A 12,249-nucleotide genomic window follows, 5' to 3' on the forward strand; every position below is an offset into this window, starting at 1 on the left:
AAATAATAAAATCACTAACTAAATATATCTGTTTTCATTTTATTTTTTTTGTAATCTAAGTTATTTCCCAACAACTCTATTAGAATGGCTAATTTCTTCATTCTTAGCAACGGCAAAGGATTCATCGTTCCAAGATTGGGCGACAGTACCATAACTCTTTTCGACCTTTAGGCGATTTGCCATCTCGGTAATGCGACGACTAACAGCAACAAACGCTGATTGTTTTGATTTTTCTAGACGACGCACAGATTCACGGATTAATTCTACATGGGCCTGCGCTGTAAGCTGATGAGAGAGACAAATGCCAATAAAAGGCACTTGTTTTAGAAGTAACTCAACAATCAGTTGTGTAGCATCTGAACGAGGAAATTCTTGCGAAAAAGTCTCTTTTACATGAACATCCGGTTCGCCTCCTTCCAATACTATAAGTTTGGCTACGCTTGCCAGGGCAGCAAAGCGCTTTAGGTCAGAAATACCATGCTTCCAAGCGGGCACAATAAGGGTAGGTAAACCCAGAATCTGATCGACAATATAGGCCACGTTCTCTGATGCCATGACGCCAACTTTATCGCTTGGTCGTTCGCCAACATGCTCCCAAGGTTCAATAACTATAACACTCTCTGCAATTTCTCCAGGATCGACCATAGAAAGATCGTCTACATGACGACCCCAGGTAGGACTACGGTCACCGAGAGGATTTGGTGCATTACGCTCAGTGAGAAAAGCATCAATTAAAACTTGACTAGATTTAGACATTTTTAGCGCCTTTGATTTGATTAAGACTTATATTTTACCATTTAAGTTTTGTCTAATACCAATTCCCTGGTATTATTGCTATACTTGGACAGTAGTTCAGTTGTCAACTAATCATATCATGTCCGTTGGTATCGTTTGTGTAAAAGCTGGGGAAATATCTAGCATATTTAATTTTACCGATACTATTTTGCTAACAATTGTTAACAATGCACAGTAAGATCAAGTTACTGATATAGAATCCGGTTATATAGTATATGTTTATAATTCTATAATTAACTTCAATCTCCCTTACTCCCCTAGTCCCCTACTCCCCTACTCCTCACCCCCAACTATACAATAACTATTCAACCGGATTTGATATGAGGGGGTATCTCCCAATGTGGTAGAAAAATTTTCTACCACGATGCATAATCAAAATTCCACGCGCTCCGTTTAAGTCCCGATAGAACATCCGTTCCGCTTCGCGATCAAGGCCAAAACCAACCGATACCAGTCACAACTTTTTTACCACCTAAATTGTTGAGGATTTCTCCAGTCCAGCTAACGGTTTTGCTAGTGTAGGCCATGAAAATTCATAAAAGTACATATAAAATATACAAAAATCGTGATACGTTTAGAAACTAGATAGGTTTCAGGTAAAATTTGTATCAAAAAATACAATTTTTAATGAATAAAAAAGGCTGAAACCCTTCATTTATTGTGAATATAAGTTTTACTTATGACTGTCACTAATGTGGCTTGTCAATAGACCGCGATTTAAACGCAAGTATAAATTTATTTAAGAAATGCGGTCGGCTCGGTCGTGAATGCCTGTGGATGAGTAACCGCCGACGGTCTCAGTAGAAGCAGGAAGTAAACGTTAATTTGTCACTTTATGTGACGCTTTGTATCAGTTTTATAGAGCAGCTACCCTATCAATTAGTCACGTTATGTGACGCTTTGTATCAGTTTTATAGAGCAGAAGAATGACTGTTGTCACCCTACCAGAAATTATGAACCCGGCCTTTGAAAATAGGTACGGAGTTCCGGCATTTAATGCTTTCGATGATATTACCATGGATGGCTTGATTAAGGGGGCAGAGGAGTCTCGTTCCCCCTTAATTATTCAAATCTCAGTTAAAACGATTAAATTCTGGGGAGCCAAAGTCATCCAGGATATGTTTAGTAACATGGCCGAACGAGCCTCAGTCCCCGTAACCCTCCACTTGGATCATTGCCCCGACCCCGAAATCGTGAAAGAATGTCTCCGGTTGGGCTGGAACGCGGTACTATTTGATGGATCGAGTTTCTCTTTTGAGGAAAACTTTCGGACGACTCAAGAGATCGCCAAATATGCGGCTCAGTACGGAGCTCATGTAGAAGGGGAAGTGGTGCCGGTGGCTGGTGTTGAAGACGACATCGGTAGCGAGACAGAAGGACAACTGATATCAATTGAAGAGGCAATCGCCTTTGTCAAGGAAAGTGGGATTTACTGTTATGCACCCGCTATTGGCACCGCACACGGTTTTTACAAGGCAACCCCACAAATTCGCTACGGTAGAATGGAGCAGATAGTGGCAGCGACCAATACTCCAATGGTCTTGCACGGGGGAAGCGGTCTGAGTGATGATGTCTTTTTACGGCTGATTAGTCTTGGCACGGCTAAGGTGAATATCTCCACTGCACTCAAGCAAACTTACGCTGATAGCTTCCGCACATACCTCGAAGAGCGACCAACCGAATACAACCCCTTGAAACTGGTTGGGGCGGTACATAGTGAGGTAATCAAATTGACGCAGCACTATTGTAAGTTGTTTGGCAGTGAAGGAAAAGNAATGGTCTTGCACGGGGGAAGCGGTCTGAGTGATGATGTCTTTTTACGGCTGATTAGTCTTGGCACGGCTAAGGTGAATATCTCCACTGCACTCAAGCAAACTTACGCTGATAGCTTCCGCACATACCTCGAAGAGCGACCAACCGAATACAACCCCTTGAAACTGGTTGGGGCGGTACATAGTGAGGTAATCAAATTGACGCAGCACTATTGTAAGTTGTTTGGCAGTGAAGGAAAAGCATGAAAAAAGCACTAATCTTTGATTGCGATGGGGTATTGGCTGACACCGAGCGAGATGGGCATTTAGTGGCCTTCAACCAAATGTGGCGCGAACAGGGCATAAATTGGCAGTGGAGCCTGGAACAATATGCCCAGAAAGTTAAAATTGGTGGGGGCAAAGAGCGAATGTTCAGCTTGGGAAAAGATGAGGATTTTCGGGCGGTGTACCCGGTTCCAGAGTCTGAGTCAGCCTGGTGGAATATTGTCATGGGTTGGCATAAGCGCAAAACGGAAATTTATAAGCAGGCGATCGCTACTGGGGCAATTCCCGGTCGTCCCGGTGTTAAACGCCTAGCCCAGACAGCTTTGGCAAATGGTTGGCTCCTCGCAGTTTGTTCGACTTCTGCGATCGCTTCTGTAGAGGCAGTGCTGCGTCACGTCATGGGGGTCGAACTGGCCAGTCAATTCGCTGGAGTTTTTGCGGGCGATATGGTCAAAGCCAAAAAACCCGCCCCAGATGTGTATAATCTCGCTGTGGAAAAATTGAACTTAGACCCAGCTAACTGCATCGTTGTAGAAGATACGCGCAATGGTTTGCTCGCTGCTACTGCTGCGCGGATGACCTGTATTGTCACATACAATGAGTTGACCAAAAATGAGGATTTTAGTGAAGCGGCATTAGTGTTGTCGGATTTCGGAGAACCCGGTAACGAGTCGATAGCGATCGGGCAAAATAGAACTAATGTTAAACCACAAGGATATTGTACCGTAGATGACCTTGAGCAGGTTTTGACTGATTCCCAGGGATAAGAACATATTGTATCGAGGAGAGGAAATATGGCGCGAAGTAGTTTGGAGAATATAGAACTGGTGGTGCGCACGNAGATACGCGCAATGGTTTGCTCGCTGCTACTGCTGCGCGGATGACCTGTATTGTCACATACAATGAGTTGACCAAAAATGAGGATTTTAGTGAAGCGGCATTAGTGTTGTCGGATTTCGGAGAACCCGGTAACGAGTCGATAGCGATCGGGCAAAATAGAACTAATGTTAAACCACAAGGATATTTTACCGTAGATGACCTTGAGCAGGTTTTGACTGATTCCCAGGGATAAGAACATATTGTATCGAGGAGAGGAAATATGGCGCGAAGTAGTTTGGAGAATATAGAACTGGTGGTGCGCACGATTGCCCAAACATCCATTGATAATGAAAAATATTTTACCGAGTTGGATGGTGTGGTGGGTGATGGGGACTTCGGCACCTCCCTGGAAAGTGGCTTTGGTGCCATTTTGTCACAATGGGACCAAATAGATCGCAGTAGCGCTGAGAGTTTTTTGCTCGGATGTGCTAAAATTATCTCCAGAAATATTGGTGGTACTTCCGGTTCAATTTGGCGGGCTGCTTTTCGGAGTGCTGGCAAGAGCATTAGCGGTAAAGAAATGCTGAACGCCGAAGATGTGGTGACCATGTTTCGTGCTGCGACGGATGGAATTATGGATCGCGGGGGGGCGAACTTAGGTGACAAAACGTTGCTGGATGCCTTAGTCCCAGGGGCAGATGCTTTTGAGCAAACGATCGCCAAGGGNGGTAATACTCAAGCAGCGATCGATGCAGCGGCCAAAGCGGCGCGAGAGCAGGCAGAAATCACGAAAGCTTGGGTCGCCAAACGAGGTCGCGCATCTTACACAGGTGATCGGAGTAAAGATACTTATGATGCTGGGGCAGTAGCTGTGGCTGTGATGCTTGAGAATGTCGCCACTGCTTGGGCAAAATCTTGAAGTAGCAGTCAGCAGTCAGCAGTCAGCAATCAGCTTTTCACTGTGTATAATGGGGGACTAAGACCCCCATTAACACACACCACTAATTTTGCTAAATATAGTGGGGGACCTAAAGCCTCGGATTTTTAGCTGATAGCTAAATGCTGTTTGCGCAGCATTCCGTCAGGAAAAGCTAATAGCTAGTTAAAATCATTTTTGACTCAGAATTAGCAACTAATGATTTTGAGATATATCTGACTTACGCAGGCAGGGAAATTCAACTGACCTCAAAGGTGAGCTTGCCTAAAAGCCCACCCTCAATACTTCTCGGTTAACAACCTGTCATTGCGAGGGGGGCTGACAAAATAATATTGTTAAGACTCCTGAAGCAATCCCCCCGAAGCAATCTCACCTCGTTGTATCCTGGGTAATACGAGTAGGATGTCTTCACCGGTAGTGCAACTAGCGCTCCCAGAAGACATCGAGTGACCAAAGATACACCGAAAGACACCGAAGTGGTCTTCATCTTATACAGGGCGGGGGGATTGCTTCGGGGGGGGGTTAATTCAATTTCCCATAAGTTAATCGCGTCCTACCCCCCTCGCAATGACAACCTATATGCTTAACTCAGAAGTATTAAGCCTACCCTACTCGTGGGGTCGTAAGTACTAACTAATTAATCAGAGGAAAAAAACCAATGAAGAAATTTGTTAATAATCCCAAACAATTTGTTCCCGAAATGCTCAAGGGAATAGAGCTTGCTAATCCTGGTAAGGTCAAATACGTCCCCGACTACAACCTGATTATGCGAGCCGATGCTCCCAATGACAATAAAGTCTCGATCGTTCAGGGTTCTGGTTCCGGTCACGAACCAGCCCATGTCATGATTGTCGGCCAGGGGATGCTTGACGGTGCCTGTCCGGGGGATGTCTTTTCGGCTCCGCCAATTGATTATGTGGTCGAGTCCTCTAAACTCCTCAACTCAGCCAAAGGGGTGTTGCATATTGTCAACAACTATACGGGCGATCGAGCAGCTTTCCGCGATGCTGCCGAAGAGTTGGAAGATGAAGGAATTACGGTCAAAACTATTTTTGTCGATGATGATGTAGCGGTTAAAGACAGTCTCTACACTGTAGGTCGCCGTGGCGTGGCTGGCAACTTTTTTGTCATCAAAGCGGNTTTTGTCGATGATGATGTAGCGGTTAAAGACAGTCTCTACACTGTAGGTCGCCGTGGCGTGGCTGGCAACTTTTTTGTCATCAAAGCGGTTGGCGCAGCGGCAGAAAAAGGCGCTTCCTTAGATGAATTGGTCGCTCTCGGTAATCGCGTAAATGATGTTATCCGTTCTATGGGAATGGCTTTGACTGGCTGCACTCCCCCAGCCAAAGGCGAACCCATTTTCACTCTGGCAGAAGATGAAGTTGAGATGGGTGTCGGCATTCATGGGGAACCAGGTCGGGCCAGGGAAAAACTAACCAGCGCCAATGAAATAGTCGATCGAATGCTGGAAGCTATTCTCACCGATTCCAAGCCGATATCAGAAACCGAAACTGCTGCCCCCATATTTAATAATGGGGATGAAGTGGCGCTGATGATTAATGGTTTAGGGGGTACGCCAATTTCCGAACTTTATCTGCTGTATGGCTATGCTCACCAACAGTTGGAAGCCAAAGGTATCAAAGTGTGGCGCAGCTATGTGGGCGAATATTGCACCTCATTGGAAATGGCCGGGATGTCAATTACCTTATGTAAGGTGGATGACGAGTTGAAAGACTTGTTGTTGGCACCAGCCGAGATTCCAATTCGGGTATTTTAGAGATAAAATCAAGAAACCGGGTTTCTATGAAAATTTTTGCAACAAGAGTGAATATTTCTCAAAGAAACCCGGTTTCTGTCGGATATGGTACGCCAGAAAAGAGATACCAAGATACCCATGTTCTCAATGGCTTTCGGAATTTTGAATTTTTTAAGTCATAACCTGATATAAAATGAATTGGAGTTATCATCATGTCTAAGCTTTTTGCTGTAGTAGTGGCAACTGTTCCAGAATATTACGACTATAAAAAAGCCCACCCAGAACACGATCGAGACCAGTTAGCATGGTTTCGCGAGCAACAGGAAAAAGGAGTATTGCTCTGCTGCGGGCCATTTTTGCCCCATGATGGCACGGGGATTTGGGTGATTCAGGCTGAAGACCTTGAAGCAGCGCAAGCGATTGTCAATGGTAGTCCCCGTGTGCGAGATGGTTTGCTCGCAGACTCGGCTAGAGTTGTAGAGTGGCAAGTTCATATTGGGAGCGATCGCTTTCTCGGCCAATAAGCATCCGCAGATAGAGGGGTAACAGTACAACAATATAGTAATCCAGCGCCCAGAAGTATTACCAATCCTGGAAGCGAACATCTTCAGCGATACCGGCGACTGCCTCACGTAATTCCACTTCCGTCTGCTAACCGTCAGACTCCGAGTCGGAGAAATCTGTGATAAAATTGAAGATTATTTTCTGGAGTAACTTATGATAACGACCAAATCTTTACCTTTGAGTTGGGAAGAACTACAACAACTCGCCACATTTGAGCGAGATACGGTGAACGGACCAACCAATTCCCAAACGAGACTACGCCTGTTTGGACAAGCAGAATCAGATGTGCGAGTTACTCTTTATCGCGATCATCATGCTTGGTGTCCTTATTGCCAAAAAGTGTGGCTGTGGTTANATAAAATTGAAGATTATTTTCTGGAGTAACTTATGATAACGACCAAATCTTTACCTTTGAGTTGGGAAGAACTACAACAACTCGCCACATTTGAGCGAGATACGGTGAACGGACCAACCAATTCCCAAACGAGACTACGCCTGTTTGGACAAGCAGAATCAGATGTGCGAGTTACTCTTTATCGCGATCATCATGCTTGGTGTCCTTATTGCCAAAAAGTGTGGCTGTGGTTAGAGGAAAAGCAGATTCCCTACCGTATTGAGAAAGTCACTATGTTCTGTTATGGAACGAAAGAAAAGTGGTATAAGCAAAAGGTGCCATCGGGAATGCTTCCGGCCCTAGAACTTGACGGTCAGGTAATTACAGAAAGTGATGATATCTTATTAGCATTAGAAGACGCATTTGGCCCATTAAATCAGGTAGGAATGGGCGATCGCCGAGCGTTACCTCTGCGTCAGCTAGAACGTCTACTCTTTCGTGGCTGGTGTACTTGGTTGTGCTACCCCACGCGATCGCAAAGGGAAGACCAACGCAGTCGAGAGCAATTTACCTCCATCGTAGCTCAAGTTGAAACTGCTCTAGCCAATACTCCAGGACCTTATTTTCTGGAAGAATTTGGTATAGTTGATGTGGTTTTTACTNGTTGTGCTACCCCACGCGATCGCAAAGGGAAGACCAACGCAGTCGAGAGCAATTTACCTCCATCGTAGCTCAAGTTGAAACTGCTCTAGCCAATACTCCAGGACCTTATTTTCTGGAAGAATTTGGTATAGTTGATGTGGTTTTTACTCCCTATGTCGAGCGGATGAATGCCAGCCTCTACTACTACAAAGGCTATTCATTGCGGGAAGAAAACCCAAAGCTCTCTGATTGGTTTGATGCTATGGAAACCCGATCCACCTATCGAGGAACACAAAGCGATTTTCATACCCATGCTCACGATTTACCACCGCAAATGGGTGGATGTTATCCTAACAAAGAATCTCAAACTGAGATTAATCAAAAACGAGTCGATAGCGGTCCTTGGTTCGGATTACCANTAACACCCAATGTTCGCCGGAAGAATCCCATCCTCTACTAATACAAAGGCTATTCATTGCGGGAATAAATCCCAAGGCTCTCTGATTGGTTTGATGCTAGGGAAACCCGATCCACCTATCGAGGAACACAAAGCGATTTTCATACCCATGCTCACGATTTACCACCGCAAATGGGTGGATGTTATCCTAACAAAGAATCTCAAACTGAGATTAATCAAAAACGAGTCGATAGCGGTCCTTGGTTCGGATTACCAGATGTGATATATCCAGAACCGGAAACGTCTCGAACGGAAGCTCTGCATCGGGTGCTAAAGCATCGTCATAATATCATTCGCGTTAATCCAGCAGACGATCGCCTTTTTGATGAAGCCTTGCGTTGCGCTCTGACTTACATGATGACAGGAGAACTCTGTCCGCCACCATCTGGTTCCGATCCAGCCATGCGTTACCTGCGCGATCGTATTAGTGTACCGAGAGATATGTCTATCTATGCCGGCAAACGACTCAGAGAAGCATTAGAAACCACGGCTGCTCTATCTGGCGATCGCCAAGGAAGACCAATTCCGGTGCGCGATAGGCGCGACCAAGATCCAGCTAATTTCAGCCAAATTTAACAATGGAGTGAGAATTCCCCTCTTCAAATCTTTGATTGCAGAGGGGCTATTCAGTTATCAGTTATCAGTTATTGGCGAACCCAGAAACCAGGTTTCTCGTAGATGTTTATTGTCAAAAACAATGATTTACTGTAGAAACCGGGTTTCTTTGCGTAAGTNCGCGATAGGCGCGACCAAGATCCAGCTAATTTCAGCCAAATTTAACAATGGAGTGAGAATTCCCCTCTTCAAATCTTTGATTGCAGAGGGGCTATTCAGTTATCAGTTATCAGTTATTGGCGAACCCAGAAACCAGGTTTCTCGTAGATGTTTATTGTCAAAAACAATGATTTACTGTAGAAACCGGGTTTCTTTGCGTAAGTGCTATTAAACTTTGGTGTTGAAGGCAAGAAAAAACCGAATTTACAGCAATGCATGAGGATGGTGAGGTACAGGTATTTGTAACACAAGCATCCTGCTTGTTACAGCCTTGAAGGCTGTGTTACCAAAATTACTAACAGACTTCTAGTCTTTATTTTGTACCTTACGCGCCTCCGAAATTGCTGTAATTTCAATCTGCTTCCCTTTTGCTTGACAAGAAAAAACTTATTGTTCCGAAAATTTTATCTAAATCGGTAATAGTAATTCTCAATTTGCTTTTTGTGAATTTATAGGNCACAAGCATCCTGCTTGTTACAGCCTTGAAGGCTGTGTTACCAAAATTACTAACAGACTTCTAGTCTTTATTTTGTACCTTACGCGCCTCCGAAATTGCTGTAATTTCAATCTGCTTCCCTTTTGCTTGACAAGAAAAAACTTATTGTTCCGAAAATTTTATCTAAATCGGTAATAGTAATTCTCAATTTGCTTTTTGTGAATTTATAGGATACTAATTTTCCAAATTGCCATCATTGTCCATCTGTTACTATCCCATACACGGGAAGTTCCTCGGCTTGATTTAGTGGACAGCAATCAACTCACGGAGACATTGCCCCCATCCCTCTCTAAAATCATTCTTTTTTGCTTCAACAATAACGAGAATTAGAAAACCCAAAACAGTTTTACCTAATTCTGATTTTGTTGAGAACAAGTAATCAGGCGTTCCATTTAGTTTAGCATCATAAGTTATGGACTTGTGGCTCCAAAGAGCATATTTGTCAATGAAACTTTTATAAACTTCTCTTAAAATTGGATAAATAATATTTTCGCATCTTGAGTATTCAGATGTGTATATATCCATGTTCTGTTCGCTGAATTTCAATTCCTTAACAAACAGATCGGAAGGTTTTAAATCGGTAATTTCAATAAAGTCTGCTTCCAAATACTTGATATTATACTCTTGTTGAACTTGAGCAATAGTTTTAGAGAAAGAGGAAGTACAAAAATTTATCCCTTAGTTTAGCAATACCTGGGTGCAAGGTTATGCGTTCGCGGAGCGTTGCGTCAGCAGTATCGCTCCCTCATTACTCTCAAGTGTTGATTAATAACTTACAGCGCTTTTCAAGTTGATGAACCACATCTTCACAACCAAAACCTAGTAGGGACTAACCATGGTTAGTCCCTACTGTGGTCTACTGAAATGAANTTTCAAGTTGATGAACCACATCTTCACAACCAAAACCTAGTAGGGACTAACCATGGTTAGTCCCTACTGTGGTCTACTGAAATGAAAACTGCTGTAAAATACTGTTCTGACACACCTAAAATGTTACAATAGTAAAAGTGCATTCCTTTTTTTTGATGATTAGTTAGAGAATTATAACACAAGAGTTACATTTTATCAACTTTCCCCTCACCTGTAAGAATTTTCTCTTGTGAGAATTAAACAACCCTACCGATTTTATGACCAGGGATAGTTCTTAATGAACAGAAAACTACTACAAAAATTAGCTATAGGTAAATTAATAACTATTGAAAATTTTATTAGCTAAAATCTCCCCCACAAATTATCCACCAAATCTAACCTTTTCCCCTAAAAATTAACAATGAACTTAGACATATCTCCAGCTTGGATTTCCCTCAAAACTGCAACAGTCAGTACAGTTATTACCTTTTTCCTCGGCATCGCCACAGCACGTTGGATGCTAGCATATCGTGGTAAAAACAAAGGACTAATTGATGCCATTTTAACATCCCCCCTAGTATTGCCTCCAACTGTCACAGGTTTTCTATTACTATTATTATTGGGTAGAAATGGTCCCCTCGGTCATCTACTCTCATCAATGGGGATAACATTAATTTTTACTTGGCCTGCTACCGTAATTGCAGCTACGGTTGTTTCATTCCCCCTGATGTACAAAACATCACTCGCAGCGTTTAATCAAATTGATACCAGTTTGCTTGCTTGTGCTAGAACTTTAGGCGCTTCAGAATGGAGAGTATTTTGGCGAATTCTCTTACCTTTGGCAAAACCAGGAATTATTGCCGGAACATTACTAGCTTTTGCCCGATCGCTCGGAGAATTTGGTGCAACTTTAATGTTAGCAGGTAGCATCCCTGGCAAAACCGAAACTATACCTATTGCTATATTCTTCGCTTCCGAAGGCGGAAATATGAAAGAAGCATTTATTTGGGTGTTAGTAATTTTAGCCATATCTCTTGGGGTGATAACTGGTGTCAACTTCTGGTCAGAATCTCAAATTAAAAANTTTTGCCCGATCGCTCGGAGAATTTGGTGCAACTTTAATGTTAGCAGGTAGCATCCCTGGCAAAACCGAAACTATACCTATTGCTATATTCTTCGCTTCCGAAGGCGGAAATATGAAAGAAGCATTTATTTGGGTGTTAGTAATTTTAGCCATATCTCTTGGGGTGATAACTGGTGTCAACTTCTGGTCAGAATCTCAAATTAAAAAGCGCATGGCACAAAAAACAGAAAAGCAAATTCTTGATGTGCGCTCTGTACCTAAAGTTCAAACAACACCTTTTACACTCAACTCCCGTACCCAGTCACAAAGTCTATTTGTAGATATCAAAAAGCAACTCCCTGGGTTTCTCTTAAATGTTGCTTTCAGTGCTAATGATAAACCATTGGGGTTATTAGGAGGTTCCGGTGCTGGCAAAAGTATGATCCTGCGTTGTATTGCTGGTTTAGAAACTCCGACTCAAGGACGCATAGTTTTAAATGGGCGAGTATTATTCGATGCAGAACAGAAAATTGATTTACCCAGTCGCGATCGCCACGTTGGTTATCTATTTCAAAACTATGCTCTTTTCCCCCATCTAACCGTTGCTGAAAATATTGCTTTTGGTTTACCTAGAGGTTTGTCCTCAAACGAGATTCAACAACAAGTACGAGCGCATCTCTTGGCAGTGCAGTTACCAGGATATGAAAAACGATATCCAGGGGAACTT

General features: G+C 43.3%; 14 protein-coding genes and 3 pseudogenes. 15 read left to right on the forward strand and 2 right to left on the reverse strand.

Annotated features, from left to right (window positions below; all coding sequences use genetic code 11):
- Window positions 1–60 precede the first annotated feature (60 nt).
- A complete protein-coding gene (locus AFK68_RS28130; protein ID WP_094676994.1) occupies window positions 61–756 on the reverse strand; it encodes a hypothetical protein in 696 nt (231 codons plus the stop codon).
- A gap of 965 nt (window positions 757–1,721) precedes the next feature.
- Here AFK68_RS28130 and AFK68_RS46780 point away from each other — a divergent pair.
- The 13 genes and pseudogenes from AFK68_RS46780 to AFK68_RS42745 all read left to right on the forward strand — a co-directional run.
- A partial coding sequence (locus tag AFK68_RS46780; RefSeq protein WP_371357603.1) for a ketose-bisphosphate aldolase occupies window positions 1,722–2,568 on the forward strand: 847 nt, incomplete at its 3' end.
- A 2-nt stretch (window positions 2,569–2,570) separates the two neighbouring features.
- Window positions 2,571–2,813 carry a class II fructose-bisphosphate aldolase gene (locus tag AFK68_RS46785; protein WP_371357604.1) on the forward strand — a complete coding sequence of 81 codons (243 nt, stop codon included), beginning with the start codon at window positions 2,571–2,573 and terminating at the stop codon, window positions 2,811–2,813.
- Window positions 2,810–3,598 carry an HAD-IA family hydrolase gene (locus AFK68_RS28140; protein WP_094676998.1) on the forward strand — a complete coding sequence of 263 codons (789 nt, stop codon included), beginning with the start codon at window positions 2,810–2,812 and terminating at the stop codon, window positions 3,596–3,598. The genes AFK68_RS46785 and AFK68_RS28140 overlap by 4 nt, the downstream gene beginning before the upstream one ends.
- A 332-nt stretch (window positions 3,599–3,930) precedes the next feature.
- The coding region (locus AFK68_RS46790; protein WP_371357605.1) for a DAK2 domain-containing protein at window positions 3,931–4,376 on the forward strand (446 nt) is incomplete at its 3' end.
- 1 nt (window position 4,377) lies between these two features.
- A pseudogene (locus tag AFK68_RS46795) lies at window positions 4,378–4,569 on the forward strand (DAK2 domain-containing protein); the annotation flags it as partial.
- Between the two features lie 718 nt (window positions 4,570–5,287).
- A partial coding sequence (locus AFK68_RS42735; protein ID WP_256386674.1) for a dihydroxyacetone kinase subunit DhaK occupies window positions 5,288–5,726 on the forward strand: 439 nt, incomplete at its 3' end.
- 1 nt (window position 5,727) lies between these two features.
- A pseudogene (locus AFK68_RS40015) lies at window positions 5,728–6,364 on the forward strand (dihydroxyacetone kinase subunit DhaK); the annotation flags it as partial.
- A gap of 26 nt (window positions 6,365–6,390) precedes the next feature.
- Window positions 6,391–6,525: a hypothetical protein gene (locus tag AFK68_RS43670; protein WP_256386673.1), complete on the forward strand. Its 135-nt coding sequence runs from the start codon at window positions 6,391–6,393 to the stop codon at window positions 6,523–6,525.
- A gap of 30 nt (window positions 6,526–6,555) precedes the next feature.
- Entirely contained in the window at window positions 6,556–6,867 is a 312-nt protein-coding gene (locus AFK68_RS28160; RefSeq protein ID WP_094677006.1) for a YciI family protein, read from the forward strand.
- Window positions 6,868–7,060: 193 nt separating this feature from the next.
- A pseudogene (locus tag AFK68_RS28165) lies at window positions 7,061–7,261 on the forward strand (glutathione S-transferase); the annotation flags it as partial.
- Window positions 7,262–7,294: 33 nt separating this feature from the next.
- The coding region (locus tag AFK68_RS28170; protein WP_143438373.1) for a glutathione S-transferase family protein at window positions 7,295–7,903 on the forward strand (609 nt) is incomplete at its 3' end.
- A 2-nt stretch (window positions 7,904–7,905) separates the two neighbouring features.
- Window positions 7,906–8,301: glutathione S-transferase C-terminal domain-containing protein (locus tag AFK68_RS42740; protein ID WP_246844510.1), on the forward strand; the 396-nt coding region annotated here is incomplete at its 3' end.
- Between the two features lie 171 nt (window positions 8,302–8,472).
- The gene (locus tag AFK68_RS42745) at window positions 8,473–8,916 is read left to right on the forward strand and encodes a hypothetical protein (protein WP_371357606.1); all 444 of its coding nucleotides are present in this window, start codon (window positions 8,473–8,475) and stop codon (window positions 8,914–8,916) included.
- Between the two features lie 937 nt (window positions 8,917–9,853).
- Here AFK68_RS42745 and AFK68_RS42750 read toward each other — a convergent pair.
- Window positions 9,854–10,216 carry a hypothetical protein gene (locus tag AFK68_RS42750; protein WP_246844511.1) on the reverse strand — a complete coding sequence of 121 codons (363 nt, stop codon included), beginning with the start codon at window positions 10,214–10,216 and terminating at the stop codon, window positions 9,854–9,856.
- 664 nt (window positions 10,217–10,880) lie between these two features.
- Between AFK68_RS42750 and modB the strand changes: the two genes are divergently transcribed.
- Both modB and AFK68_RS46800 read left to right on the forward strand, forming a co-directional pair.
- Window positions 10,881–11,542: molybdate ABC transporter permease subunit (gene modB, locus AFK68_RS28195; protein ID WP_143438374.1), on the forward strand; the 662-nt coding region annotated here is incomplete at its 3' end.
- Window positions 11,543–11,961: 419 nt separating this feature from the next.
- A partial coding sequence (locus tag AFK68_RS46800) for an ATP-binding cassette domain-containing protein (protein WP_246844513.1) occupies window positions 11,962–12,249 on the forward strand: 288 nt, incomplete at its 3' end.

This window comes from Hydrocoleum sp. CS-953 (assembly GCF_002260545.1).
In the GTDB taxonomy this organism is placed as follows: Bacteria; Cyanobacteriota; Cyanobacteriia; order Cyanobacteriales; family Microcoleaceae; genus Trichodesmium.

What these genes read in the sequence shown, in the direction of transcription:
- AFK68_RS28130 (WP_094676994.1), bottom strand. Translation starts at nt 756, where the DNA reads ATGTCTAAATCTAGTCAAGTTTTAATTGATGCTTTTCTCACTGAGCGT.
- AFK68_RS46785 (WP_371357604.1), top strand. Translation starts at nt 2,571, where the DNA reads ATGGTCTTGCACGGGGGAAGCGGTCTGAGTGATGATGTCTTTTTACGG.
- AFK68_RS28140 (WP_094676998.1), top strand. Translation starts at nt 2,810, where the DNA reads ATGAAAAAAGCACTAATCTTTGATTGCGATGGGGTATTGGCTGACACC.
- AFK68_RS43670 (WP_256386673.1), top strand. Translation starts at nt 6,391, where the DNA reads ATGAAAATTTTTGCAACAAGAGTGAATATTTCTCAAAGAAACCCGGTT.
- AFK68_RS28160 (WP_094677006.1), top strand. Translation starts at nt 6,556, where the DNA reads ATGTCTAAGCTTTTTGCTGTAGTAGTGGCAACTGTTCCAGAATATTAC.
- AFK68_RS42745 (WP_371357606.1), top strand. Translation starts at nt 8,473, where the DNA reads ATGGGTGGATGTTATCCTAACAAAGAATCTCAAACTGAGATTAATCAA.